Origin of the sequence: Haloferax mediterranei ATCC 33500 (assembly GCF_000306765.2) — an archaeon.
GTDB classification, from domain to species: Archaea; Halobacteriota; Halobacteria; order Halobacteriales; family Haloferacaceae; genus Haloferax; species Haloferax mediterranei.
This window is the reverse complement of record NC_017941.2, coordinates 2,315,270-2,340,927: the sequence shown is the minus strand read 5'-3', so window position 1 is coordinate 2,340,927 and position 25,658 is coordinate 2,315,270. Positions and strand designations below refer to the sequence as shown.

26 protein-coding genes are annotated in these 25,658 nt (G+C 62.6%); 6 read left to right on the top strand and 20 right to left on the bottom strand.

Annotation, left to right across the window (positions count from 1 at the left end):
* Nucleotides 1–33: 33 nt before the first annotated feature.
* The 9 genes from HFX_RS11980 to HFX_RS11940 form a co-directional block, all read right to left on the bottom strand.
* Entirely contained in the window at nucleotides 34–1,122 is a 1,089-nt protein-coding gene (locus HFX_RS11980; protein ID WP_004059716.1) for a deoxyhypusine synthase, read from the bottom strand.
* A gap of 244 nt (nucleotides 1,123–1,366) precedes the next feature.
* Nucleotides 1,367–2,566, bottom strand: coding sequence for an ABC transporter substrate-binding protein (locus HFX_RS11975; protein WP_004059717.1), 1,200 nt, complete (start codon nucleotides 2,564–2,566; stop codon nucleotides 1,367–1,369).
* 148 nt (nucleotides 2,567–2,714) lie between these two features.
* Nucleotides 2,715–3,650: an NAD(P)/FAD-dependent oxidoreductase gene (locus HFX_RS11970; protein WP_004059718.1), complete on the bottom strand. Its 936-nt coding sequence runs from the start codon at nucleotides 3,648–3,650 to the stop codon at nucleotides 2,715–2,717.
* A gap of 487 nt (nucleotides 3,651–4,137) precedes the next feature.
* Complete coding sequence (locus HFX_RS11965; RefSeq protein ID WP_004059719.1) at nucleotides 4,138–4,899, bottom strand: Nif3-like dinuclear metal center hexameric protein; 762 nt, start codon at nucleotides 4,897–4,899, stop codon at nucleotides 4,138–4,140.
* Nucleotides 4,900–5,047: 148 nt separating this feature from the next.
* Nucleotides 5,048–5,860, bottom strand: coding sequence for an agmatinase (gene speB / locus HFX_RS11960; protein ID WP_004059720.1), 813 nt, complete (start codon nucleotides 5,858–5,860; stop codon nucleotides 5,048–5,050).
* A gap of 15 nt (nucleotides 5,861–5,875) precedes the next feature.
* Complete coding sequence (locus tag HFX_RS11955; RefSeq protein WP_004059721.1) at nucleotides 5,876–6,250, bottom strand: translation initiation factor IF-5A; 375 nt, start codon at nucleotides 6,248–6,250, stop codon at nucleotides 5,876–5,878.
* A gap of 144 nt (nucleotides 6,251–6,394) precedes the next feature.
* Nucleotides 6,395–6,823 (bottom strand): DUF5518 domain-containing protein, encoded by a 429-nt coding sequence (locus tag HFX_RS11950; RefSeq protein WP_004059722.1) that lies wholly within the window; start codon nucleotides 6,821–6,823, stop codon nucleotides 6,395–6,397.
* Nucleotides 6,824–6,880: 57 nt separating this feature from the next.
* Nucleotides 6,881–8,557 (bottom strand): ABC1 kinase family protein, encoded by a 1,677-nt coding sequence (locus HFX_RS11945; RefSeq protein ID WP_004059723.1) that lies wholly within the window; start codon nucleotides 8,555–8,557, stop codon nucleotides 6,881–6,883.
* A gap of 8 nt (nucleotides 8,558–8,565) precedes the next feature.
* Nucleotides 8,566–9,018: an Hsp20/alpha crystallin family protein gene (locus HFX_RS11940; protein WP_004059724.1), complete on the bottom strand. Its 453-nt coding sequence runs from the start codon at nucleotides 9,016–9,018 to the stop codon at nucleotides 8,566–8,568.
* A gap of 250 nt (nucleotides 9,019–9,268) precedes the next feature.
* Between HFX_RS11940 and HFX_RS11935 the strand changes: the two genes are divergently transcribed.
* The 3 genes from HFX_RS11935 (at nucleotide 9,269) to HFX_RS11925 (ending at nucleotide 13,278) form a co-directional block, all read left to right on the top strand.
* Entirely contained in the window at nucleotides 9,269–10,489 is a 1,221-nt protein-coding gene (locus HFX_RS11935; RefSeq protein ID WP_004059725.1) for a molybdopterin molybdotransferase MoeA, read from the top strand.
* Nucleotides 10,486–12,420: a molybdopterin biosynthesis protein gene (locus HFX_RS11930; RefSeq protein WP_004059726.1), complete on the top strand. Its 1,935-nt coding sequence runs from the start codon at nucleotides 10,486–10,488 to the stop codon at nucleotides 12,418–12,420. Before HFX_RS11935 ends, HFX_RS11930 begins: the two co-directional genes overlap by 4 nt.
* A 99-nt stretch (nucleotides 12,421–12,519) precedes the next feature.
* Nucleotides 12,520–13,278 carry a response regulator gene (locus tag HFX_RS11925; RefSeq protein ID WP_081603727.1) on the top strand — a complete coding sequence of 253 codons (759 nt, stop codon included), beginning with the start codon at nucleotides 12,520–12,522 and terminating at the stop codon, nucleotides 13,276–13,278.
* A 50-nt stretch (nucleotides 13,279–13,328) separates the two neighbouring features.
* Here HFX_RS11925 and HFX_RS11920 read toward each other — a convergent pair whose 3' ends face one another.
* The 8 genes from HFX_RS11920 to HFX_RS11885 all read right to left on the bottom strand — a co-directional run bounded on the left by HFX_RS11920 (nucleotide 13,329) and on the right by HFX_RS11885 (nucleotide 19,040).
* Complete coding sequence (locus HFX_RS11920; protein ID WP_004059728.1) at nucleotides 13,329–14,000, bottom strand: HAD family hydrolase; 672 nt, start codon at nucleotides 13,998–14,000, stop codon at nucleotides 13,329–13,331.
* A 54-nt stretch (nucleotides 14,001–14,054) separates the two neighbouring features.
* On the bottom strand, nucleotides 14,055–14,429 hold the full coding sequence (lwrS, locus tag HFX_RS11915; RefSeq protein WP_004059729.1) for an LWR-salt protein: 375 nt from the start codon (nucleotides 14,427–14,429) through the stop codon (nucleotides 14,055–14,057).
* A gap of 6 nt (nucleotides 14,430–14,435) precedes the next feature.
* The gene (locus HFX_RS11910) at nucleotides 14,436–14,711 is read right to left on the bottom strand and encodes a 4a-hydroxytetrahydrobiopterin dehydratase (RefSeq protein WP_004059730.1); all 276 of its coding nucleotides are present in this window, start codon (nucleotides 14,709–14,711) and stop codon (nucleotides 14,436–14,438) included.
* Nucleotides 14,712–14,756: 45 nt separating this feature from the next.
* On the bottom strand, nucleotides 14,757–15,278 hold the full coding sequence (locus tag HFX_RS19715; protein WP_238547486.1) for a hypothetical protein: 522 nt from the start codon (nucleotides 15,276–15,278) through the stop codon (nucleotides 14,757–14,759).
* A 130-nt stretch (nucleotides 15,279–15,408) separates the two neighbouring features.
* Nucleotides 15,409–16,794 carry a glutamyl-tRNA reductase gene (gene hemA, locus HFX_RS11900; RefSeq protein ID WP_004059732.1) on the bottom strand — a complete coding sequence of 462 codons (1,386 nt, stop codon included), beginning with the start codon at nucleotides 16,792–16,794 and terminating at the stop codon, nucleotides 15,409–15,411.
* Nucleotides 16,791–17,438, bottom strand: a complete 648-nt coding sequence (locus tag HFX_RS11895; protein WP_004059733.1) for a precorrin-2 dehydrogenase/sirohydrochlorin ferrochelatase family protein — start codon at nucleotides 17,436–17,438, stop codon at nucleotides 16,791–16,793. The genes hemA and HFX_RS11895 overlap by 4 nt, the downstream gene beginning before the upstream one ends.
* A gap of 1 nt (nucleotide 17,439) precedes the next feature.
* Nucleotides 17,440–18,501: a siroheme decarboxylase subunit beta gene (ahbB, locus tag HFX_RS11890; RefSeq protein WP_004059734.1), complete on the bottom strand. Its 1,062-nt coding sequence runs from the start codon at nucleotides 18,499–18,501 to the stop codon at nucleotides 17,440–17,442.
* A gap of 140 nt (nucleotides 18,502–18,641) precedes the next feature.
* Nucleotides 18,642–19,040 carry a DUF5778 family protein gene (locus HFX_RS11885; RefSeq protein WP_004059735.1) on the bottom strand — a complete coding sequence of 133 codons (399 nt, stop codon included), beginning with the start codon at nucleotides 19,038–19,040 and terminating at the stop codon, nucleotides 18,642–18,644.
* A 156-nt stretch (nucleotides 19,041–19,196) separates the two neighbouring features.
* Here HFX_RS11885 and uppS point away from each other — a divergent pair, with 156 nt between their 5' ends.
* The gene (gene uppS / locus HFX_RS11880) at nucleotides 19,197–20,126 is read left to right on the top strand and encodes a polyprenyl diphosphate synthase (protein WP_004059736.1); all 930 of its coding nucleotides are present in this window, start codon (nucleotides 19,197–19,199) and stop codon (nucleotides 20,124–20,126) included.
* A gap of 46 nt (nucleotides 20,127–20,172) precedes the next feature.
* On the opposite strand, the gene HFX_RS11875 is transcribed toward uppS, so the two are convergent.
* Both HFX_RS11875 and HFX_RS11870 read right to left on the bottom strand, forming a co-directional pair.
* Nucleotides 20,173–21,534: a serpin family protein gene (locus HFX_RS11875; RefSeq protein WP_004059737.1), complete on the bottom strand. Its 1,362-nt coding sequence runs from the start codon at nucleotides 21,532–21,534 to the stop codon at nucleotides 20,173–20,175.
* Between the two features lie 123 nt (nucleotides 21,535–21,657).
* Nucleotides 21,658–22,266 carry an undecaprenyl diphosphate synthase family protein gene (locus tag HFX_RS11870; protein ID WP_004059738.1) on the bottom strand — a complete coding sequence of 203 codons (609 nt, stop codon included), beginning with the start codon at nucleotides 22,264–22,266 and terminating at the stop codon, nucleotides 21,658–21,660.
* A gap of 121 nt (nucleotides 22,267–22,387) precedes the next feature.
* Between HFX_RS11870 and HFX_RS11865 the strand changes: the two genes are divergently transcribed.
* Both HFX_RS11865 and HFX_RS11860 read left to right on the top strand, forming a co-directional pair.
* Nucleotides 22,388–23,704 carry a DUF92 domain-containing protein gene (locus HFX_RS11865; RefSeq protein ID WP_004059739.1) on the top strand — a complete coding sequence of 439 codons (1,317 nt, stop codon included), beginning with the start codon at nucleotides 22,388–22,390 and terminating at the stop codon, nucleotides 23,702–23,704.
* The gene (locus HFX_RS11860; protein ID WP_004059740.1) at nucleotides 23,701–24,099 is read left to right on the top strand and encodes a GNAT family N-acetyltransferase; all 399 of its coding nucleotides are present in this window, start codon (nucleotides 23,701–23,703) and stop codon (nucleotides 24,097–24,099) included. Before HFX_RS11865 ends, HFX_RS11860 begins: the two co-directional genes overlap by 4 nt.
* A 13-nt stretch (nucleotides 24,100–24,112) precedes the next feature.
* Here the strand turns inward: HFX_RS11860 and dnaG are convergent, their stop codons facing one another.
* A complete protein-coding gene (gene dnaG, locus HFX_RS11855; protein WP_004059741.1) occupies nucleotides 24,113–25,561 on the bottom strand; it encodes a DNA primase DnaG in 1,449 nt (482 codons plus the stop codon).
* Nucleotides 25,562–25,658: the final 97 nt, after the last annotated feature.

Sequence of the window (25,658 nt, the reverse complement as noted above, 5' to 3'; positions counted from 1 at the left end):
CAAGGAACTGAAAATATCGAATTCGAAAACGACTCAGTCGAGTCGCTCGCGGGCTGCCGCGACCAGAAGCGGGAGCATGATGGTTGCATCGCCCAGCACCGTCGTGTTCCGGGCGTCTTTCTCTAATTTCCCCCACGAGCGAGCTTCATCGAGCGTCGCGCCGGAGAGGCCGCCGGTCGCCGCGGGGTCCATCGTAATCTGGACGCCGTAGTCGTACGCACCGGGTGTGACGAGCATCGTCTGGAGCGTGAAGTTCTTCGGAACGCCGCCGCCGACGAGGAGACAACCGGCCTTGTCGGCGTCGTACGCGAGGTCCGTAAGCGGCGTCATGTCCGAAAGCGCATCCAACGAGAACGACGAGGTTTGGGAGTACATCCACGCCTGCAAGCCGAGGACGGAGTCCTGCACTGCCGGGCAGTAGATGGGGACGTCGCACTCGTAGGCCGCGGCGGCAACGCCCGCATCTTCCTCGATTCCCTCGCGCTCGTTGACCTCGCTGTTGGCGCGGCCGAGTTCGCGGCAGAGGCGTTCGATGCTGACGATGCCCTCTTCTTCGAGCGGCGGGAACACCTCGTCTCGAAGGTGTGACTCGAACAGCGCGAAGTACTCCTGCGGGAGATAGACGTTGTAGATGCGGTCGACCTCCTCGTCGCGGAGCGTCTCGTCGTGCTCGCGGTGGGTCTTTTCGTCGTGGCTCTCACACCCGTGGTGGTGCTTGCCGCCGATAGCTTCGATGGCGTCGTGGGTCAAGTTCGCGCCCGTCGTCACGAGCGCGTCGACGTAGCCGTCACGGATGAGGTCGGAGACGACCTTACGCATGCCCGTGGGAACCATCGCGCCGGCGAGCGACATGAAGACGGTGCAGTCCTCGTCGGCCAGCATCTCGGCGTAGATGTCGGCCGCCTCGTGAACGTCGGCCGCGCCGATTCCGGCGTGGCCGTACTGCTCGACGAGTTCGCCGACGGTCATGCCGCCGTGAACCTCGGCGTGGCCTAACGGGTCGTGCTGGAACTCCTCTCGGTGCGGCATCTCGTAGCCGCCCTCCTCGTTGGTATCGTCGTGTCCCTCGTCGCCGTGGGACTCCTCGTGCCCGCCGTCGTGGGCGTCGTCGTGGTCGCTCATGGGGTGATGTGCGACGGCCGAGCGTTTGAACGCCCCGGTCCGGCGAAGCCGTGTGGAGGCTTGGCGGGATTTGAAAATGACGGCTACTGATTACTGCTCGGTTGGGAGTGTATCATAGAATAGTTCTCCCTGCTGATTCTGAGAGGAATGGTCTACTGCATACGAGGCTGGATTCAGATAGCTCCCGAAAATAGCCATGGGAGTGCGTAGGTAATGAGTGTCGGAGCCTGTATGCGTTTCTGGATTAGACGTCGCCGTTGATGATGTCCGCGACCCGCTGGCGGTCGAACAGCTGCTCCTCTTCGGGAACATCCTGAATCGAACCAGGCCACTCGCCGTACTCTTCGGGATACAGCTGTTTGGCGAGCGCCTCCGCCGAGAAGAGGTCGATAATCGGTCCCATGTATTGGCCGCCAGTCCGGACGAAGTTCCCGTTTTCGACGGCACGTAGTTGACTCAGCGTGTCGTGGTCCTGTGCCGTCTCGACAATCTTCTGGAACTGAGTGTCATCGATATACGAGAGGGAGCCGATCATCCCAATGTAGTCGGGGTCGACATCGAGGAGTTTCTCGGTCCCAATCGGCTTGAATGGGATGTACTCTTCGCCCTGGAACGCATTGTTGACGCCCAGCATCCGGAAGCTCCGTGTATCGTTCCGCGGCGCGTCGATGTTCGCCGCGAAGAACTTCCCAGACTCGGGGTCGAACCCGAAGTTGAAGGCGGCGACCGTCGGTATGTCGTCTCCCGAGACGGGCACACGGGATTCGATGTCGGTGTAGAACGACTCCTTGAGGGTGACCCACGCCTCGTACTGGGCCTGACGCTGGAAAATCTGAGCCGCCTTCTCGAACGCCTCGTAGAGCGTGTAGTACGGATCGCGTCCGCCGAACGGGAACCGAATCAGTGACCCGAGAATCGGGCCGACGTTCGATTCAATCTCTTCGAGGTCCTCGTCATTCCACCCTGAGTACTTCTTCAGCATACGCGGGTCCATGAGATGGACGTCAACGTCAACGTCGTAGAACACCTCCTTATCGTACTGCGATTCGGCCGATTCACCGAGCGTTCGGACGGCATCGGCATCGAAATCGACGCCGGGGAGCGCATCGTAGTACTTCAACGGGAGCCGATCGAAGGCCGCGACAGCCTTCGGCTGGATGCCAAATCCCATCGCGATATCCATCCACGCTCCGGGAATGCTCGCGTACGTTTCTGGAGCCTCCTCGAACGTGCGGCTCCCCGCCGGCTCGATGGTCACCTCGTACGACGTCGGACTGTCCGTCGGCGGCGGCGAGTTCGTCGCCGTGTCAGTCCCATCTGCCGGCGTTGGGTTATCACCATCGCTGGTACATCCCGCGAGCAGCCCTCCGCCGAGGATGGTACTGCCGCCCTTTATCATCTCCCTCCGTGTCGGAACCTCGTGAACGTCGGTCTCTGTTGCCATGCTTTTAGGCTGACCTAAAAACACATAACTATTTCTACCTGTACCCTGGACAGCTACGAGAACAGGGCTCTCTGCCACCCTGGTCTGTCCGGTCCAGCGGTGGACCTTGCGTCACTGCCACGGCGTCGTCTCCCAATTCTATTGGATATTAGTCGCGAATGTCCCTCCCGCCATTACCCGCCGTCTCCGCCTGTTCGGCCATGTATTCCCGTAACCGATCGTCGTCGATGACCTCGAGGAGGAGTTCCTCGTCGAGATGAGTAGCGAGCCGTCGTTGTGCGCGTTCTCGACGATGGTCAATCTCCGACCGGTCGAGGTGGTTGGATTTGACGAACTCGATTTCGCGCTGGCGGACCCGTTGGAGTCGCTCCTGATCGATGTCGTGGTCGTCAGCTACCCTGTGATCCGCGAATTGCCGGTGCCAGGTCTCTTCGTCGTCCCAGTCGTAATCGAGAGCCGCACGCCGCCGAAGCCAGTCGTAGTGGGGGGCGGCTTCTTCCCAGTACCCTTCTTCGCGGCGGACATCGGCCAGCAGTTCACGGCCGACGGTCATTCCGTGCCCGGCTGCGACGAGTACCTGTTCGCCATGTCCAGCGAGACCCCCGGCCACGTACAGTCCGTCGACCGAAGTCCGTCCGTCGGCGTCGGCGTACTCACGGTCGAACTCTTCGTGAACCTCACCGTGATGCTCATGGGTGTCGAACATCGCCTCGTCGCTGTCAAGTCCCCTGAGATATTCGCCATCGTAGGTGGTCGCCGCCACGACTCGTGGGGCGAGGACGGAGCGGCCGTCTTGGGTCCGAACACGGAAGCCACCATCCGTACGCTCAACAGACTCGACCATGTCGGATACGAGGTCACAGCCCGCCTCAACGGCGTGGTCGTGCATGAGTTTGTAGAACGTCTCGATGTCGATACCCGCAGGGAACCCAAGGTAATTCTCCAGAAACGCACAACGGCGAAGTGATGAGTTCCCCCGGTCGAATATCACGGCGTCGAGTCCGTATCGGGCAGTACAGACCCCGACAGCGCATCCCGCTGGACCACCACCGATGATGACGACGTCGCGGCTGGCTGTTGTCATTTACTTGGAACTGTGTGGTACGGAGCTTTCTGACGTCGGTTCAAGCTTAACGAATTGTGTTGGCGACATCGTGAGTGTAAGCGGTTTTTCCTAGAAGTACCAGTAGGACCCTCATTGCAGGAGTCGCCACCGGAAAGCGGGTTGGTACTGCCGACGAGCAGGCCCATCCTCAATGCCGTGCCGTCGTGCTTCACGATGTCTTGCTGTGTCGGTACCTCGCGTACCGCGACGTCGTCCAACATATGTTTAGGCTAGCCTAATTTAGTGTTAAAGATTTGGTTATTCACCTAATCTACAGATAAGCAAGCGAGTGCCTCAGAGTCTCGCAAACCGCTCCGCGATTGTTGGATACGGGTAATCTTCGATTTCCCTTGGCTTGACCCTGCGCTGGTTCACTAATCACGTTGACCGATACGCGCTGTGTATTTATCACGCCCCCCAGAACATATCATCGGTTGAGGGATTCAACAAGGCCAATCAAACAGTCCTATAACCCGGTCGGGTGGCTGATATACACGGTTTCCAATCCCATCTCGGCGACCCTCTTTTCGAGGTTTCGAACCCCGAACGTCTCGGTCGCGTAGTGCCCGGCGAGGAATACGGAGATTCCGGCTTCGCGCGCCTCGTGGTACACCTTCTGTTTACCTTCTCCGGTGACGAGCGCGTCGACGCCGCGGTCGATGGCTTCGTCCAGCCAGTCGACGCCGGAGCCGGTGACGATAGCGACCTCGGAAATCTCGTCGGGACCGAAGTCGAGCACTTGCGTCCCCTCGTTGCCGTCAAGGTCGTCGAGCGCCGCTCGAATCTCGTCGGCCGTCTTCGGCGACTCGAACGCCCCGGACTGGCCGATGTGAATCGGACCGATTTCGCCGAATGGCTCGCGGTCCGACAGACCGAGATGGTCGGCGACGCCCGCCGCGTTCCCGACTTCTTGGTGGCCATCGAGCGGGAGGTGCGAGACGTAGAGCGCGAGGTCGTTGCGAATCAACGGCTCGGTGCGGGAGAAATCCCGTCCGGTCAGGCGGTCGAGACCGCCCCAGACCAGTCCGTGGTGGGTGACGAGCAAGTCGGCGTCGGCATCGACGGCCGCTTTGATGGTCGCTTCCGCGGCATCGACGGCGAACGCCACCGTCTCGACGGATTTCTCGTCGGGGCCGACCTGCAAGCCGTTCGCGCTGGCGTCCACGTCGGCGAAGTCGGCGGTCGAGAGCGTCTCGTCGAGCTGGGAGACGATTTCGGAGAGTTGCATACTGGTCAGTCGTGGTTCGGCGACTTGTAAGAAACGGGATGCGGTCGAATCGGAAGAAGACCGACCGAACGCAGGTGCGAGTGTGAACTCAGTCGTCAGCGGCGTGTGAGACGTGAACTCGGTCGTCCGCGGCGTGTGAGACGTGAACTCAGTCGTCCGTCGCGGCGTGCGAAAACACGAACTCCCGAAGCAACTTCGCCGCCAACGACGCCGCCTGTCCGTCGTCTCGGTCGTTCACTTCGACCACGTCGAAGCCGTCCGTGTACGGGGCGACCGCCCGAACCACGTCACGCATCTCGCGAGACGTGAGGCCAAACGGCTCTTTCGTCCCGGTTCCCGGCGCGAACGCAGGGTCCGCGGCGTCGATATCGGCGCTCAGATAGACCGATTCGTCGTCGAAATCCGGATTCCAGTCGGCGACCGCCTCGGGCTCGACGACGGTCACGTCGTCCGATTCGGCGCGTTCCCACTCCTCGGGTGACCCGGTACGCGCGCCGAGAATGATGGCCTCGTCGACGTCGAGTTTGTCGAGCACGCGGCGCGTAATCGTGGCGTGACTCCATTCGTTGCCATCGTACTCGCGCCGGAGGTCGAGGTGGGCGTCGAGACAGACGAACACGTCGGGTTCGACGCCGGTGACGCCAGCGGCCGTGACGGTGTGTTCACCGCCAAGGATGAGCGGAACGGCATCGTCCCAGACGGCGTCGCGGACGCTCCCGGCAAGCCACTCGCTGTATTCAGGTGCGTCGTCCCACGCGCGGATATCTCCCGCGTCGTGGACGCGCAAGTCAGTGAAAAATTGGTCGGTGCGCCGGTCGTAATCGTCGAACGACTCGGCGAACCGACGGATACGATTCGGTCCAAAACGGGTTCCAGGTTGGAATGACGTGGAGATGTCGAGCGGAGCACCGACGATAACGTAGTCAGCGACCTCGCGGTCTGCGATGGCTCCGGGGAACATCTCTCTCGCCCCCGTTTAGACGATCTTTCGCTGGCCTTCGTACTCGAGGTACTCGATCTCGTCTTCGGGGTTGAGGTCTTCGTCGTCCGGGATGAGCATCGTGAACGTCTGGTAGGTCTCGAGGTCCATGATCTGGGCGTCTTCGCCGGTGACCGAGACGACCTGGCCCTGCTTTCGCTCGATGATGGGGACCCACACCTTCGCGTCGACAGGCTGGGAGAGCGAGCGCTTTTTGTCGTCGAAGACACCGCGGGCTTCGACACGCGCTTTCGCGCTGCCGTGCTTACCGGGCTTTGCGGTACTATAAGCGTAGATTTTGCACGGCTTTTCTTCCATCATGACGTAGCTGCCTTCTTGGAGCTCGCGCACCTGCTTCTGCTCTTTCGCCATGTCCACTCGTTATCGGATGGAAGGTATAAACGGTTTGGAACCGTCTTCGCACGCGAATCCTTGCCGTGGCCTCCGCAGGCGGCCAGACACGCTTCCTCGGTGTTCGACTGCTCCGCTCAGTTCACAGGGATTCGACCGCGCCACTCAGGCGTCTTCAACCGCATCGACTTCTGCCATCGCCGGGTCGAACCACGTCCCTTTGGCGTCGCGGCGGGCGAGACTGCCGAGCATCCCCGTGGCGACGTTAGGCAGCGCCAGTGCCAACATGATGGCTGTCGTGAGCTCTCCGGGCGACTCGAACAGCGGGATAAGATACTGAAATGGGAAGAGAATCGGCGTTCGGTTGAGGAACGTGAGGAGGATGGAGACGGGCATGAGCAGACTTCCCCAGACGACGCCAGCCATCAGTCCGTGCCACCCACCGTCGGCAGGGTCGGTGCCGACGACGTATCCGGCGAGTGCACTCCCTGTGACCCCGCCGACAAGCGTGAACTGTCCGGTCATCGCGTAGACAAGCGCCTCGGTACACGCGGCGAGGCACGTTCCAACGAGTACCGGCCGCCACTCCGTCATGGCGGGAGGTTACTTCACGAATACGGATAAAATTATGCGCCTGATTCTCAGCTTTGATTACTCTTCGCGCTGCTGTCGGAGGTTCTGCCGGGTGAACTGTGGCGTGGCACGGATGCCCTTTCGCCCGCGGAACGACCGCCACAGGAGCACGGCGACGACTGCCGTCGGCACCCCGGCGGCCCCGACAGCAGTGAGATTCTCCGGATTCAGCGCGTAGATGATGACCGTCGAGACAAACCCGAACGACAGGAAGATACCGTAGATGAGTCGCTTCGCCAGTCGGTCGAAGATGCCTTTGTTGTCTTCGAGGCGGACGTTGACGGTCAGGTTGTCTCGGTCCGCCCTGTCGAGGACACGCTCCAGTTTCGGCGGGACGCGAACCAGCGACTGGGCAGTCTGCTGGGTCTGTTGTCCGAAGCCTTCGATGATTTTCTGGATACTCTCTTCGCGGTAGCCTTGTTCTGTCAGATAGTCGGTCGCCACCGAGATGAAATCGAAGTTCGGGTCGAGCGTGACGCACACTCCTTCGACCACGCCTGCCACGCGCAAGACGAGTGCGAGATTTCGCGGGAGTCGAAGCGGGAACTCGTAGATGGTCGATTCGACCTGTTCGAGAATCTGATTGACCCGGTACTGTTCGATGTCGTCGCCGCGAGCGTCCGCGATGGCGAGTTCCATCACGTCGCCCATCACCTGTCGGTCGACGTTGGGGCTGAGCGTCCCCATCTCGATGAGGGTGTCGAGAATCGCGTCCACGTCCTGATTGGCGACGGCGATGTAGAACTCCACGATTTTCTCTTGGATGAACGGGTCGACCTCCCCGTGCATCCCGAAGTCGTAGAAGATGATTCGCCCGTCGTCGGTCACAGAGAGGTTCCCCGGATGCGGGTCGGCGTGGAAGACGCCGTCTTCGACAATCATCTGCAGGTAGGTTCGTTGCAGGTTCGTCGCCAACTCGGTCCGGTCGATACCGAGTTCGTCGAGTGCAGCGACGTTGTTTATCTTCGTCCCCGGGAGGTACTCCATCGTGAGTACCCGGTCGTCCGACCGCTCTTCGATGGGTTCGGGGATGACGAGCGTGTCGTCGTCTTCGAAGTTCTCCTGAATCTGCCGGAGCGTCTCCGCTTCCTCGTCGTAATCCATCTCCTCGCGGATGGTTTTGGCGAACTCGTCGGCGAGGTTTTCGAGCGAGAACGCTCGGCTTTGGCCGATAAAGCGCATGAGAAGCGGCAGCGACCACCGAATCACCCGAAGGTCGGCTTCGACGAGTTCCTCGATACCGGGGCGTCGAATCTTGACGGCGACTTTCTCGCCTTCGTACTCCGCCACGTACACCTGCCCGAGACTCGCGCCGCTTATCGGGTCGCTGTCGAACGAGTCGAACGCCTCGTCGACCGGGCCGAGTTCCTCTTCGAGAACGACTTTCGACTCGGACCACGGCGCAGGCGGCACGTCGTCTTGGAGGCTCCCGAGGACATCGATGTACTGCGGTGGGAGGATGTCGGGACGCGTCGACAGCAGTTGGCCGAGTTTGATGAACGTCGGGCCGAGCGTGAGTAGCGACTCTAAGAGGACTTCGGCACGCTTGACGCGCATCTCCGTCGAGACGCGGCGTGTGCCGCCGAAGAGGATGTACTTCCGCTTGTCGCGGGTGTACGCGACGATAAGCGGGAAGAACTGGTACAGGACGACGAGGAACCGCCAATAGGCGCGAAGATTGACCAGCGTGACCACCCGCCTCGTCAGGCGTCGTCGCCGGATTTCTTCTGGCGGGCTGATGTGGTTCCCTCATCAACGTCGCCGGATGTCTTCCGGTGGGCCGACGAGGTTCCCTCGTCGTCGCCAGCGGTGATGGGAATGGTCCGCTCTGTGGCGGCCTTACGCTTTGGAAGGCGGATTTCGAGGGTTCCGCGCTCCATCGTCGCCTCGGCGTCGTCGGCGACGGCGTCCGGAGGAAGTGGAAGTTCGGCATCGAGGAACAACGGGCGTTCCTCGCGGACGTAATCGAACTCCGGAGGGAGGCTTTTGTCGCGTCGCGCTTCGACGACCAATCGACCCTTCTCGACCCGAAGGTCGGCGGTCCCGGCGGTCACACCCGGGAGGTCGAGGACCAGCAGGTACGACGTCTCGGATTCCAACAGGTCGGCGAACACCGCGTCCGGGAGTTCGGACAGCGCGTCGCGCAGCGTTGACATGAGCGACCATAAGGAGGCGGGGTCGAAAAACCCGGCGGTCCCGCGCGGGCGCGTGTAAGCTCGAGATGCAGGTTCGACCGCCCCACATCCGTCTTCGACCGCCCCACATCCGTCTTCGACCGCCCCACATCCGTCTCGCGGTTCGAAGTTCGGCCGCCACGCACACCTCGCGGTTCGACCGACCTCCGGCGCAGTCTCCGAAATCGAGAGCGGGGCCGACGCTTTTTGTCCCCGCCGCCAAAGGTTCGCTATGAACCACGACGACCGACGCACGGCCGGGTTCAAAGAACGAACCCGGGTGGCGGATGCCCGCGAGACACTCCTCGCGGCGGTCTCTCCCCACGAACGGACCGAGCGACGCCCGCTCGGCGAGGCTGACGGTCGGGCACTTGCCGAAACCGCTGTCGCACCCGCGGACGTTCCCGGCTACGACCGCGCCGCAGTCGACGGATACGCCGTCCGCGCGGCCGACACCTTCGGGGCGAGCGGTCGGTCACCGAGTATCCTCCGCGTCGTCGACGGCGTAGTCGAGCCCGGCACCGCGGCCCGCGTCCACACGGGAAGCGACCTTCCGGACGGTGCCGACGCCGTCGTGATGGTCGAAGACACGGAACGCCTCGGCGACGAACTGGAGGTGTTTTCCCCCCTCGCTGAAGGAAAGAACGTCGGCGAGCGCGGTGAAGACGTACGCGAAGGCGACGCGCTGTTCGACGTCGGACACGAACTTCGACCGTCTGACCTCGGACTCCTTCGGTCGGTCGGCGTCGAAGACGTGACCGTGTTCGAGCGCCCCCGAATCGCCGTCGTACCGACAGGCGAGGAACTCGTCGAATCCGACCCCGAACCCGGTCAGGTCATCGAGACGAACGGACTGACTGTCTCCCGACTGGTCGAGCGCTGGGGCGGCGACGCGACCTACCGCGATATCGTCGTCGACGATGCCGACCTGCTTCGGGAGGCCATCGAGTCCGACCTCGACCACGACGTGGTCGTCACCACCGGCGGGTCGTCCGTCGGCGAACGCGACCTCATCCCCGATGTCGTCGCCGAACTCGGCGAGGTACTGGTCCACGGCGTCGCGCTCAAACCCGGCCACCCCGTCGCGCTCGGCGTTGTCGAAGGCACGCCAGTCGTCATGCTCCCCGGCTACCCGGTCGCCTGCCTCGTCAACGCCTTCCAGTTCCTCCGACCGCTGCTCAAACACGTTGGCTCGCTTCCCCAGCGCCCACTTCCGACGGTCGGCGCGACGCTCACCCGGAAAGTCCCGAGTTCACCCGGCACTCGGACCTTCGCCCGCGTCCGGCTCGACCACTCCGGCGACGAGATAACTGCTGAACCTGCCCGGACCAGCGGGTCGGGGATTCTCTCCAGCGTCGCACTCTCCGACGGCTGGGTGGTCGTCCCCGAGGACCTGGAGGGCCACGACGAAGGCGAAACTGTCACCGTCGAGGGGTGGGAGTGGTCCGCATGAGACGGCAGTTCCGCGACCTGTCCACTCCAGCAGCGGCGCGTGAGACCATCGCGTCGCTCGACCTGACACCCGATTCGGAGACCGTCCCGCTGTCCGACGCTCGCGGGCGCGTCCTCGCCGAGCGAATCGACGCCGGAATGGACGTTCCCGGCTTCGACCGCGCGAGCATGGACGGCTACGCAGTTCGCGCCCGCGACACGTTCGGCGCGGACGAAGCCGACCCAGTCACGCTCGAACTCGTCGGCGAGGTTCACGCGGGTGCCGAACCCGACGTGGAAGTCGACCCCGGAACCGCGGTCGAGATATCGACCGGCGCGGTCATGCCGCCGGGTGCAGATGCCGTCGTCATCGTCGAACGAACCGAAGAGCGAGACGATTCACTCGTCGTCTACAAATCCGTCGCGCCGGGTGACAGCGTGATGCCCGCCGGAACCGACATCGCCGCAGGCGCTCGTGCGCTCGGTCCCGGAACGCGACTCACACCCCGCGAAATCGGGCTTCTCTCGGCGCTCGGCATCGACGAGGTGCCCGTCCGCGGCGCGCCCGTCGTGGGCATCGTTTCGACCGGTGACGAACTCGTCCGACCGGGTGAAGAGCTGCGACCCGAAGCGGGCCAAATCTACGACGTGAACACTTACACCATCGCTGCGGGCGTCGAGGAAGCTGGCGGCGTGCCCAAACTCTACCCCCACGCTGGCGACGACTACGACGAGATGGAGCGCCTGCTCAGACAGGCGGCCGACGAGTGCGACCTCGTCCTCTCGTCGGGGTCGACCTCGGCGAGCGCGGTTGACGTTATCTACCGCGTCGTCGAAGAACGCGGCGAGTTGCTGCTTCACGGCGTCTCCGTCAAGCCCGGAAAACCGATGCTCGTCGGCACGCTCGGCGAGGGAAGCGCCTACATCGGCTTGCCCGGCTACCCCGTCTCGGCGCTCACGATTTTCCGAACCTTCGCTGCACCAGCCATCCGCAGCGCTGCGGGACTCCCCGAACCGCAGACTGCGACCGTCGAAGGGTCGATGGCCGTCCGCGAGCGATACGCCGAGGGCCGGACGCGACTCATGCCGGTCGGTCTCGTCATCGGAGGAACGCCGTCACCCCGCCAAACGCAGTCCGACGGCGCGGGTGAGATGCTCGTCTACCCCGTCGACAAAGGCTCCGGCGCGACGACGAGTCTGGTCGAAGCGGACGGCGTGGTCGAAATCCCTGCCGATGTCGAGTATCTCGCCGAAGGCGAATCGGTCACGGTCCAACTGTTCTCACCCGATGTTCGTCCGCCGGAACTGCTCGGCGTCGGCGAGGACGACCCGGCCCTATCGCGACTGCTCGACCGCGTACCGACACCGCGGTATCTCGCATTCGGGTCGCGCGAGGGGATTCGTCGACTCCGCGACGGGATTCCCGACGTGGCCGTCGTCGCGGGTGAGACCCACGGAGACGTAGACGTGGACGCGGTCGAACTCGGGTCGTGGACACGCGAGTGGGGACTTGTCGTCCCCGCTGGAAACCCGGACGGCGTGACCGGTCTCGAAGAACTCGTCGACGAAGACCTGCGGTTCGTCAACCGCGATACAAACTCTGGGCTGCGAACCGAACTCGGGGACGCCATCGCCGCCCTCGCCGAGGCGCGCGGGACGACCCGACACGAACTCGTTGACGAAATCGAAGGATTCGACCACGGGGCGAAGGCGTTCGAGAGTCCGGCCCGTGCCGTCCGGTCCGGACGCGCGGCCGTCGGCTTGGGACTTCGTGAGACGGCCGACTCGCTCGGGTTGGACTTTGTCTCACTCGGCGAGCAACCTGTTCGAGTCCTGGCAAACTCCGCCCGGACGGAGAAGCCGAGTGTGCGGTCGTTCGGCGACGTACTCGCCGAAAGCGACGACATATTTGACGCGCTCACAGGGTTCGAGAAGGTCCGAACACGACGGTAACGCTTTAAAAAGAAACCTCTCCACGTTCAGATATTCATGATTCATTGAAGTATAAAATATGTGGAACGTTTTTACCGACGTAGTCTAAATATAGGCTATATGCATCGTCCGCTAACAGTCCTTCATGCTGACGACGACCCCGAGATGCTTGCGCTCTCGGAGGCCGCGTTTCGACAACTCGACGCGGTTTCTCTCCGTACCGCTGGGTCGGCCAGCGAAGCGCTCGACGTCGTCTCACGAGAGCATGTCGATTGCGTCGTCAGTGACTCGTTGGTCCTTCCCAACGGAGTCTCACTTGTCGAAGCCGTTCGACAGGAGCGCGACGACATCCCTATCTTCCTGTTCACGGCGAAGGAGTGGCCGGAAGTCGCCGATGTGGCTTCGACCGCTGGCGTCACTGAGTACGTCCAAAAGGCTGGTCCCGGTGACCTCTCGACGGTGCTCCAGCGTGTCCGAAACCTCACCGACGAGGACGCCAGCGCCGGTGTCGACATCGGACTCGAAGGTGATGATTCATCGGCGGTGACCAGAGCACTCTCGGACCATGCCGACGCCACTTCGGAAGCAACCTTCAGTCTCAACGAGGACTGGGAACTCATCGGCCAGTGGGTTGGTGACGAAGAACTCGGTATCGTCATCGTCGAGGCCATCGAGTCCCACGCCGGACTCCCAGCTATCGAGAACCCCCTATACGAATTTATCGACGCAGACGCACTCGAAGAACTGCTTCGTCCGGTCATCGAAGACGAGGAGCGTCCGGGTATCGAAATCCGATTCCCCTACGACGACTTCCAACTCGCCGTCACGAGCGCCGGTGATATCTACGCCCGGCCGATGCCTGCCGAGACGCTCTACTAATCGACGGATTGCTGTCAGCCACGGGACGCTTTTGCTCGTAGACTCGGTTATTAGTCTCCGGCCCGCGGGAGTTCGTCAAACGTCTCGACGCGGTACTCGCCGAGGACACAACGACCGCGGTGGTCGGGGCCGTGTCGTTCGACGTGAATCCCGTCGAGACCGGCATTCCACGCGGCACCGATGTCGCTTTCACCGTCGCCGGCGAGGACACCTGCGGTCCCGCCGTCGGTCAGGAGTTGGTCGTCTCGACTCAGCTGTGAAATCGCACGCTTTACGGGTTGTGCATCGGGTTTCCAGCCAGTCTCTTCGGTACAACAGACGACGGTGTCGAACCAGTCGCGGATATCGAGGTGGTCCAACACGGGGTCTGTCAAGAACTGCTGGCAGTGCGTTACGATGCCGACGGGGCGGCCCGTGGCGTGGATTTCGTCGATAAGTCGGGCGGCGTCATCGTGGAGGTACGTTACTTCGGCACGCTTTAGCGGGTCTTCCTCACGGTGGAAGGCGGACCAGAACTCGGTGGGGTCGATGTCCCACTCGCGGAGGGTCGGGTCGCGTGCACCGCCGAGTCCGTGCCAGATTATCTCTGCTTCTCGGTCGGTAAACTGGCGGCCCAACCGTTCGCCGACCCGGTCGAACACGTCGCGCGTGTAGGACCATTCGGCGTCCACGAGGGTACCGTCGAGGTCGAACAGCCAGAAATTGTAATTATCGGCGACCATTCGGATAACTATGTAGGTCAAGAGCGAATAAATGTCTTCTGCCGCTGCAGATTCTCATTCGTTTGATTTGATATGAATTGCGCTCCCGAAGTACTTGTGTAGCACCTCACGGACCGACTCGGCGTTGAACTCGTCGAGATTCGCGGCGATGACCTCGCGAAGGTCGTCCAGCGCGTCTTCGTCCGTCCGCAACTCGGCGAATTCGCAGGCGACGACCGACACATCGAGCCACGACTCGGCGAGTTGGCGAGCGTAGACGTCGTCGTTTACCTCACCGCGCCAGAGCGCGTCCCGGAACAGCATCCATCCGGACTCGCCCGGTTCCGGCGGTGTGACGCGAACAACCGTCTCGAACTCGCGGGGGTCAGTGTGGACGCCCGCCGCCGTTTCGAGATAGAAGCGAACGCGGAATACGTACGTGAGTCCCATCGCCGCTCACAACTCGTCGTCGAACAGGTCGGCGAGACGAAGGTCTTTTTCGGTAATTCCACCCGCGTCGTGGGTCGTGAGGCGGACTTCGACCTCTTTGTACCGAATCGTTATCTCCGGGTGGTGGAACTCCTCTTCTGCGACTTCGCCGACGTCGGTGGCGAACGCCACGCCGTCGAGGTAATCATCGAACTCGTAGACGCGGACGATTTCGTCGCCGTCGCGTTCCCAGCCGTCACTCAGTTGCGCCTCGACCTCGTCTGCGGAGAGTGTATCTGCCATGGCGAATCTGTCGGGCGGTAAACCGATAAGGATTCTGCCGGGTCGTCACAGAACTGCGATGACGAACCTTGGGCCGGTCAGGAGTCGGTCTGTCCCTCGCCCGCGGACGACGTGCCCCGTAACGGATACTGTGTCACCACAGTCGAGGACGACTGGCGGGTCACACCTGCTGACGGTCCCATGCCCGTCGGCGGCGACGATATGCCCGTCCGGCGGCACGCGAACGCGAACGGTTCCTGTTTCGTCGCCGACGGTGAACGGCCGAGTCGTCCGACCCACAACTGGCTTGCTTTTTGTTTCCCCTTCTGCACCCCCTTCCCGCCATGTCTTGACTGCGGGGCCGTCGCCCGCAACCTCGACGACTCGCCCGACAACGGTCGCCCGGGTGACATCGGCGAGGTCGCACACCCGCCGTCGGGGCGTCCCTTCGATGAGACGGCGGCTGTGACGTACGTGGAACCGCGAGATGAGTCGCCGACCGAAGTTTCGGGAACCGCAGAGACGACGGGACACACTCCCTCCGGGGATTCCCGATAGTATCAGCGTCGGTCGAACTGGGACGTCCATTGAGGGCGATTGGACTCGGCTTCGTACAAGAAGCTTCACCACGACTGCGGCCGGTCAGTATCGTCGCCAGAAACAGAATTGAACGCTCTCAGTGGTCCGAACCGAGTGTCTTCAGTCGTTCTGAACGCTCTCAGTCGTTCGAGAGCTGTTCGAGCATCCGACGAGACACCTCTTTTTCGGACACGTCACGGTCCATCTCGATGGGGTGGTCGTCGGGAATGTCCACACGCGGTGTCGACGAGTCCGCGGCGTTCGGTCCGGGCAGGTCGCCGAATCCCGGGTCGAACAGGCGCATCGCGGTCTGGATGGTCGTCCAGTCGTCGTCGCCAGCGGCGTCGCGGAGGCTCTTCGTCGGCGCGGCGAGCAGTTGGCCGATAAGCGCATCTGCGAGGGATTCGACCGTCTCACGCTGTTCGTCCGTGAGGTCTCCCTGTGCTTCGAGTTTCGAAAGCGCGGTCGACACCTCGCGGCGCTTGACGTGCTCTGCGGCCTCGTACATCGAGCTAATGGCCTCGTCGGCCCGCTTGCGCTTGTAGGCGGCGAGCAGGCGGTCGAACTCCTCGTCTATCATGGCTTCGACCGCACGGGACGCACGTTCGCGGCGTTCGGCCGTTCGGTCGGTGACCGTCTCTAAGTCGTCGATGTCGCGGACGCTGATACCGTCGAGTTCGTCGGCGGCGGGGTCGACGTCGCGGGGTTGTGCGATATCGATGAGTATCGTCGTCTCGGCACCGGACAGATGCGTGGCGTCGACGACGTAGTCCGGACTGCTCGTCGCGGTGATGACGAGGTCTGCCTCGCCGAGCAAGTCGCTGATGTCGTCGAGTCCGGCAGCGGTGGTGACGCCGGGAACCTCACGAGCGAGGTGGACTGCGTGTGAGACGGTCCGGTTCGCCACCACCAATTCGCCGACATTGACGGACGCGAGCGCTTTCGTGGCGAGCGTCCCCATCTCACCGGCACCGATGACGAGGGCGGTGCTCGCACAGATTGGTTCGTCCAGTTCCGCCCGAGCAAGTCTGACGGCGGCGCTTCCGAGCGAGACCGCCCCCTCGTTGATTGCCGTCTCGTCGCGGGCGCGCTCGCCGACGTGGACCGCTTTCAGCAGGGCATCTTCGAGCATCGGGCCGATTGCGCCGAGTTCTCGAGCCGTCTCGATGCTGGATTTGACCTGCCCGAGAATCTGGTCTTCACCGAGGACGAGCGATTCGAGCCCCGCCGCCACGCGCATGAGGTGGCGAAGGCTCTCCTCGTGGTCCATGTGTCGAACGCTCCCGTCTCGGACGTCGGGAGCGAAATCGTCCAGCGCGCGACGGCCGTCGGTCGCGTCGTCGGTGACGACGTACGCTTCGGCCCGGTTACACGTCTGTAAGGAGAACGCCTCCGAGACGCCCTCGCAGGCGAGGAGTCGTTTGACGACCGTCTGTACGTCGTCACTCGAAGCGGATTCTATCTCTCGGACGGTAGCCCGGTCGTGGGCCACGCTCACACCAGAGATGACTCCTGCGTTTCTCATGAATCACCCCGCTGTGTGTTTCGTATCACGCGCGCTGCCTCTCGTCGGGGATTTGCATCGCCACTACGTAAAGCCTTCCAAACTGACGAATCCTGAACCACAGCGCGAATCGCATCACGGCGCTCGGACGGAGACCTGTCAGAATCCTTGAGTTCTTCGCGGAGGTCCGCGGTCAGCGCGGCCATCGCACCCGCTCCCTCAAGTTCGGTCTCGATACGCTCGCGGAGGTACTTCGACAGGGCCGGACTCGCCCCGCCGGTGGTGATTGCAACCGACACGGTGCCGTCTTCGACTGTCGCGGGGACGACCACGCTTCCAACCTCGCGCTCGCCGCTTCGGTCGGCTCGGTTGACCAGCGCGTCACAGTCACGCGCCGCCGCGACGATAGCGTCGTTCACCTCGGTATCGTCTGTCGCCGCGACGACGAGCGCCGGTTCGAACCGCTCGACCCAACTGGACACACCGTCGGCGGTCGGAGCCGCACGAATGAGTTCGGCGTCACCGAAATCCTGCTCGGCGAACTCGGGGCTGACGACGACGGTTCGGGTTTCGCGTGCGAACCGCCGGGCCTTTCGTGCGCCGACGGGGCCGCCGCCGAACACGAGGACAGTCTCACCGGACAGGTCGTGAATCAGTGGAATCATCTCACTCCGTGTTGGCGTCGGCGCGTTCGTCGAGTCTGATACCCGTCTTCTTCAGGATGCGCGTCGAAAACAGGGTGTCCCAGTCGTCGTCGCCGACCTGCCAGTAGTCGCTCATAACCTCGCGGACGCGTTCGATGCGGGCTTGGCTCTCTTCCTCTGAGCGACCGTGCGTCATCGCGAAGAAGTTGTACGGCCAGACACCCTCGTGTCGCGGTCGGCGGTAACAGTGCGTCACGAAGTCGAGTGAGGCGATTTCGGGACCGACCTCCATCACGAGGTCGTCGGGGACGTTCCAGACGGTCATCCCGTTTTCCGAGTAGCCGAGTGCGTAATGGTTCGGGATGACGCCGACGCGGCGCACCTTGCCCTCTAAATTGAATCGCTTGATGGTCTCGACGACCCACGCGGTATCCTGTTCAAGCGCCTCAGCCACGTCGGCGTAGGGCGTCTCCGTGATAGGCAGACCGCCCTGAATCTCCAAGACGAGGTCCCGTTCGTCGGGGGTCAGGGTTTGCTCGCCCGACGGTTCCACGTCGGGACCGAGATGCGAGCAGTCGAGGTCGCCGTCGGAAACGGGGCCGTCGAGGAGGAACTTCGCACCGACGTGGAATTCGTGGCGCTTGGGCATGTTGTACGTCTGCTGTCCAGTCTCCGACTCGATTTCGCCGAGCACCTCGTCGACTCGTGACTCCGAGGCGACCGAGACGACGAACCACATGTTGAGATGGGGGTGTTCGCGCTCGTAGTTATGTGCGACTTCGCGGTGAGCGTTCACCTGTTCGGCTACCTCGTCAAACCGCTCCGGCGGCGCGTGCATGGCGACGAGCGTCGCTGTACCGCCGATCTCCTCGGCGTTGACGAGTGCACCGAAGCGCGAGAGGACACCCGATTCATCGAGCGCCTTGACTTGGTCACAGAGTTCCGTTTCGGTCACGTCCACCCCGCGCTCTCGGAGCGCGGCCGCGGCAGGTTCGAAGGGGTGTTCGACAACAGGAAAGCCACCTTGGAAGGCGTTGACGATGGCGCGGTCGAGACGAGAAAGGTCCGCGTCCGCCTGAATCATGGACGTGAATCAGGATGCAAGGGGAATAAACGACTCGCTTGTTCTCATATCCGCGAAACGGTCGGTACGGTCGCCGAGATATCGGTACGCCCTCGATTCGCTGCTGCTCAGACCCGATCGCCGAGGGGAAAAAAGTCTGGTCAGGGAACGGGCGTGACGCGGTCGATGTGTTCGAGCGCCGCCAATCCATCGACGATGGCGTCCTGATCCGCGATGGCCTCGTAGTAGAATACGAGGTCGAATGTGCCGTTTCGGATGAGCTGTTGGCACTCCCAGACGAATTCGTCGTCCTCGACAGACAGTCCCTGGAACTGGTTCGACGAGAAGTCCGTGTCGTCGTTACCGGCGTAAATCCACGCGTCGCCCTTGCCCGCGTGTTCGGCAATGACCTCGTTGATTTCGACGGTCAGCTCTTGCATCTCTAGGTCCTCGCGGCCGGAGAGGTCGGTGTGGACGATAGCTCCCACAAGCTCGATGTCGCCGGGTTCGAGCAGTGCAAGCGTTCGCTGGTAGAGGTCCTCGTCGATAGTTTCGCTCATGTCGGTGTCTTCTCGGGGAGATACAAACGGATGGCGATTTGTCGGTCGAACCCCCATCTAAACCGCCCGTCTATCGAGGGCTATGGTTCTCGTTCACGTACCCATGGGTCTCCGTAACCCACAAGACACATAGCCCCGGCATGCAACACACGGTACATGTTCGGGTGGGTCCGACGTGGATTTCGACGTGCGTACGAGCGTGTACTCTCTCGCGAGATTGGCGACGGACCGACCCACGTCGCCATCATTCAGGACGGGAATCGACGCTACGCTCGAAAGCACGGCGGCGACGCCCCGGACGGCCACCGTGCGGGTGCGCAAACGGCGGAGAACGTCCTGACTTGGTGTGAGGAACTCGGTATCGAGGAACTGACGCTGTACACCTTCTCGACCGAGAATTTCGACCGCCCGCCCCACGAACGCGAACCGCTTTTCGACCTTATCGAGGACAAACTGTACGAGTTCGCCGAATCCGACCGCGTCCACGACAGTGAGGTGGTCATCAGGGCCATCGGTGAGGTGGACATGCTCCCCGACCGCCTCCGCGAGGCCGTCGATTACGCGGAGTCGCGGACTGCCGACTACGACGGCTTTACGCTCAATGTCGCACTCGCGTACGGCGGGCGAGCGGAACTACTCGGGGCCGCCCGCGATGTCTGTCACGCAGTCGAGTCCGGTGAACTGTCTCCAGAGGATGTCGACGTGTCGGCGGTCGACCAGCGCCTCTCTCGAAAGCCCGTCCGCGACGTCGACCTCATCATCCGCACCGGCGGCGACGAACGAACTTCGAACTTTCTTCCGTGGCACGCAAACGGCAACGAGGCCGCGGTCTACTTCTGTGCACCCTACTGGCCGGAGTTTTCGCGGGTCGACCTGCTCCGCGGTATCCGAACCTACGAGTCGCGTGAGAAATCGTGGCAACGGACGCGGACCGAACGCGCCGTTACGCTCGTCCGGGCTGTTGCCGAAGTCGAATTAGCGGATGCGCGGGCCGTTGCGGGTCGACTCCGGAAGCAACTTCCCTCGTCGGGAGCCGACAAGGTGTCGGCCGAGTTGGCAAAGCGAAGCGACGAGATGGCGGACTAACCGGAACGAACGACCACCGATTCCGCGGCGCGAAGATTCTGCGGTGCTAGTTCTCGTCCTGTGCAGCGCCGGCATCGACGACCCGGCCGTAGAACAGCACCGCGTCAGTCGGCTTGTCGCGGATACAGAACAGGAACGGGCGGTCGAACCGGAGTTCGTCCCACTGCGGCGGCAACGACTCCATCATAACCACGGCTGTCGAGGCCGCTGCCTCCGTCCCTTCCTCGTCGACGGATACGAACGTCTTGTGGTACACTTCGTCTATCATGAGGCCACTCTGGTCGCCTTCGACCATGCCGCTGAAGTCGGCACCCGAACCGAACGCAATGGGCATTCCGAGTTCGGAGAGTGCGTCCGAGAGTTGGACCTCCGTCTCGAACTCGAACCGAGGAAACACGAGCGTTCCTTGTGCCCGACTCAATTCTTGGAAAATGCCGAACAGGCGACTCGTATCGAGGTTCTGCTCGAACGACTCGAACTCACCTTCGTCGGGGAGCATGAGCACCATCGACACCTCCTCACCGATGTACGGGAGTTCGACAGCCTGCGCAGTAGGGAGGTCAGCGTAGTTTGCCTCCAGTTCTTGTTGCATGAGTGGAACCGTCGATTCGGTTCCGTCCAGCGCGGTGAAGATGCCGTCTTCGGTGTTCTTGGGGTCGAACTTGTGCAACCAACTGGCCATGAAGTAGATGGCGTTCGTGAGGACGAGGACGGTCTGTGGGGTGATGGCGTCCGCCGGAAGCAGGTCTTCGATTCGGTCTTCGGTCTGGTCGGCGACCCATTGGTTGATGCGCTTTCGCTCGCCGTCGGGGTCGTTGGTGAAGTCCGCCTCTCGGAGTCCGCTCCCGTAATTCTCCTCCAGCACCGAGAGGTACTCGTCGGAAAACGGGTACCCCTCTTGCCCCCACAGCGCGTTTGCGACGGCCAACTGGAAGGCATCGACCTCCTCGTCCTCTACTCTATTCTTCGCCGTCTCCCGAGATTCGAGGGCGGCTTGCAGGTCGGAAAATGCCGGGTGAACCTCGTCACCGAGCGTGTAGCGCAACGTCTCCTCCATCTGCGTGCGGGTCTCGCCGCGGGCACCGGCGTAGGTCATCGCCAGTGCGACCGAGATGCTGTACGGCGAGAGGAACTGATTGCCGCCGTCCTTGGCCGCGAGATGGGAATGCAGGTCGAGTGCGAACTCGGCGTTTCCAGCCGCCAGAGCAGCGAGTTGCTCGTTGTCGACAGTTGGCTCACCAGTCGGTGGCTCTCCGTCCGGTGTCTCGGTTGGCGTTTCCGTCGGCGTGTCTGTGGAGGGTGTTTCGTCTGTCTCGGTCTCTGTCTGCGACCCGTCACCGCCAGCGCAACCCGCAAGGCTCGCGGCGGCGAGTGCGCCCGACAGCGCCAGTATCTCACGGCGATTCATACGAAACCATTCAATTGGCTAACAATGTGCTTTCTGTTAAGTCAACGTGCTCTTTGTGTTATCGAGAAACGCGATTCGGTCGGAAAGCAGCAGGAGTTGATGTCCGTCGATGCGTGATTCGGGCTATCGACCAAACCGCCGCTGTCTGTCCTGATAGTCACGCAACGCACGCAAGTAGTCCCGTTTCCGGAAGTCCCGCCAGTTCACGTCGGTGAAGTACAGTTCGGCGTACACGGACTGCCAAATCATGAAGTCAGACAGGCGCTCTGCCCCCGTCTTGACCACGAAATCGGGTTCGTCGGGGAACACGAGTCGTTCTTCGATGTCCTCGGAGTCGATATCCTTGGGGTCGATTTCTCCGGCATCGACTTCCTCGGCGAGCGACCGGACGACGGCGGCGAACTCGCGCTTGCCGCCGAGACCGATATTGACCTGTACGGGGGCGTCGGCGCGCTCGGTATCGCCGGGTTCTCGGACCTCGATTTCGGCGGGCGAATCGATGTCGCGGAGTTCGCGGGCGAGCGTCGGAACGACTGCCTCGTCGAGGACGCTCACGGAGATGGTAACGCGTTCGCTCCCGAACTCGAACGCCCAGCGAATGAACGCTTCGAGCGTGTCGTAGGCACCCTGTTCCAGCAGGTCGCGCTCGGTGATGACGAGCGCGACGTGTTCGGGTGCTGCAGCGTCGTCGAGGCGGAACCGGAGGGCAAGGTAGTAGTCGTACAGTCCCACGCCGTCTCGTCTTTCGCCGGTTCCCCTAACGCTTCGGGTTCGACGCGCCGGGGTGTGGGCGCGATTGTCGGGGGTCTCTGATGTCGGGAGGGTTAAGTGCGAGTCGGGGATACCGAACGGTGTGACTTCCACACTACGGCGAGCGGGTGGGTTCGCGGTCGTCGGGACGTTGGCCCTCGCGGCCCCCAGTCTCGGTACGGCCGCCTTCGCGCCCTTCGCCGCAGTCGCGCTCTTGGCGGCCTTCGTCATCGACGACGGCCCCCTCTTCGAGCTGTTCGCGCGACCCGGTGACAGGGAAGACGGCCGCCTCAACGGGCTGGCTGGATTCGCCCTCGCCGCGACCGGACTGGCGCTGTTAGCGACTGTCCCCCGGGTCAAGATGCCGCTCACGGTGTTCGTTGCAGCCGTGTTACTACTCGCATACGGCAACCTCGGGGCACGACTGGTGGAGTCGACGACGGACGACGAGTTCCTTCGCTCGGCCGGGTTCGTCACCGCCGCGGTACTGGCCGGAACGGCCGGACAAGTGGTTATCGTGGTACTGACGGGTGAACTGAATCAGGTTCAGATTTCCCAGTTCACGTTCCTCGCCGCGCTGGGCGGACTCGTCGCCACACTGCTCCGAACCACCCTCTACGAGCGTGACGACCCGCTCGTCATGCTCTCTGTCGGCCTCTCACTGTGGGGGTTCAACGCGATTGCCGGGCCGATTTCACCGACACAGACTGCCGTCTCGTTTGCCTTTACGATTGCAATCGGGTATGCCGCCTACGCGCTCGGCACGGCCTCCATTGCTGGCGTTATTACGGGCGTACTGCTTTTGCTCCTCACTATCGGCTTCGGCGGATTCGGGTGGGCTGTCGTCCTCGTCTCGTTCTTCGGTGTCGGCGCGCTCGCAACCAAGTTCAAGTACGACCAGAAGGCCGAACGCGGCGTCGCAGAAGGGAATGACGGCGCTCGTGGCACGGGGAACGTCCTCGGTAACGCGGCGGTCGCACTCGTCTCGGTTATCGGCTATGCTACGACACAGACGCTCGGACACTCGCTCGGAACCGACCTGTTCGTCCTCGCGTTTGCCGGGTCCGTCGCCGCCGCGATGAGCGACACACTCTCCAGCGAAATCGGTGGCCTGTTCGATAACCCACGGCTTATCACGTCGTTCAAACCGGTTCCGCCGGGTACCGACGGTGGGGTCACGTGGCAGGGTGAAGTCGCTGGTATCGTCGGGTCGGCGCTTATCGCGGGCGTCGCTTCGGTGTTGCTTCCGCTCTCGACCACGGGCGCGGTTGCGGTTCTCGCGGGCGGTATCATCGGCATGACGGTCGACAGTCTCCTCGGTGCGACCGTCGAGGGTGCTGGACTCGGCAATCAGGCGGTCAACTTCCTCGCAACCCTTGCTGGCGCGCTGGGTGCGCTCGCCGTGTGGATTCCGCTGTGACCGTTCGGCGCGGCCGACCCGATGACGAACACGCTGTCGAATCGCTCCAGCGTCTCATCTCGCATCCGTCACCAGCCCTCCTCGACGCGTGGCCGGCGGTCGGTATGCTCTTCGTTTCTGTCGACGACTGCGACCGGCCGGTCGGCTATCTCCTCGGTGTTGGCACCCACTTGACCGAACTCGCGGTTTCCGTCGATGCCCGACGGGAGGGGCGTGCGACTGCGTTGCTCGAGGCGTACCGTGCGGCACGGTCGGATGCGCCGCTCACGGTGTTAGTTCATCCGGAAAACGACGGTGCTCGGGCATGCTACGAAACACTCGGGTTCCACCGTGATGACCGAATTTCCGGTGCGTTCGGCAGCGACGACGGAATACGACTCGTTCTGACGCCTTAGGTATCGTTGGCTCTTAGTCTAGCAGTTGACTGGCAGTCCTGACGCGGACGCTGACTGGTTTTTTCACGTACTCTCCGGTCGAGCGAGCAACGATATCTCCAACACCCTGCTGGGCCGCGATATCGACGAGTTTCTGACTCGCCTCGCCGTCGATAACGACGAAAGCCGGGACTGGTTCGGTGTACTCTATCGTGTCGTAAATCTTCTCGACGGCGACTTCGTCGATGAGTCCGAGGTCCGAATCGAGCAGGCGAGCCAAGCCGCTTTCGTCGTCGACAATCTCGCGGACGTGGTCTGAGAGCGACCGTGTCTCCGGTACAGCGTCGACTGTCTCGGCGACGGTTTCGACTTCCGCCGTGAACACGTCAGAACCTGCGCCTGCATCGGTGCCGGTGTTTCCGTCTCCTTCGTCGCCTGTATCGATACGCTCCCCCGAACCGACGCTGTCGTCCGTGTCGATACCGGCGTCAACGTCCGCAGTTTTTTCGACGGTGACGGCACTGCCGGTGTTGGAACCCGTCTCGGTGGCCGCGTCGGTGGGGTCGTCCGCGGTTGGAGTCGACGACGCGTCGTCAGTCGTCGGCGACTCCGTGTGAGGGTCCGGTGGAACTTCCCCTGTCTCGTTGGCAGCAGCAACGGCGGCCCGGAATTCGCTGTCGTCGGGGAGCGATGCCAAGGCGACTTTGTTCCGAAGCGACCGGATGACTGCACTGCGGTCGAGGTCTTCGACGGACTGCCCCTCGGGTGCGAACGCGACGTAGTCTACGTCGCCGACTTGCGCGAGTTCGCGGAGGATGAGTTCGCCGCCGCGGTCGCCGTCGAGAAACGTCGTGACGGTCCGCTCTTGGGTGAGTCCGGCCACCTCGTCTGGGATGTTGGTCCCCTCGACGGCGATGGCGTTTTTGATACCGTATCGAAGCAGCGTCAGCACGTCGGCACGGCCTTCGACGACGATGATGGCGTCCGAGTCGGTGACGCGAGGACCGGCCGGAAGCCCGTGATACTCGGAGATGTCTTCGACGCGGACGCTCTCTTTGACCTCTTCGAGGATTTCCGACGAGGTCATCACGGTGTCGTCGAACGATTCCGAGAGCAGTTCTTTGGCGCGTTCGACGACCATCCGGCGTTTGGCCTCCCGAACGTCTTCGATGTTCGTAACTTCGATGACCGCCTGACACGGGCCGACGCGGGTCAGCGTCTCCAGTGAGGCCGCGAGAATCGCCGTCTCAACCTTATCAAGACTGCTCGCGATGGTCATTTGGCCGAACGAGTGGCCGTTTTCCGAGTCTATCTGTACGTCTATCCGACCGACCTTCGAGGACTGTTGGAGGTCACGGAGGTCGAGGTCGTCGCCGAGGAGGCCCTCGGTCTGGCCGAAGATGGCCCCGACCACGTCGCTCCGTTCGACGACTCCGTCGGCGGAGATGGAAGCGTGAATGAGATATTTTGCAGTGTCGTCCATTGGTGAATTCCCCCCACGGGGGGTGATGATGGGGTGATTGTGATGGCGTCATGGGCGTGACCCACGAACGTCTTTATATAAGTTGTCCCCGAGGGAA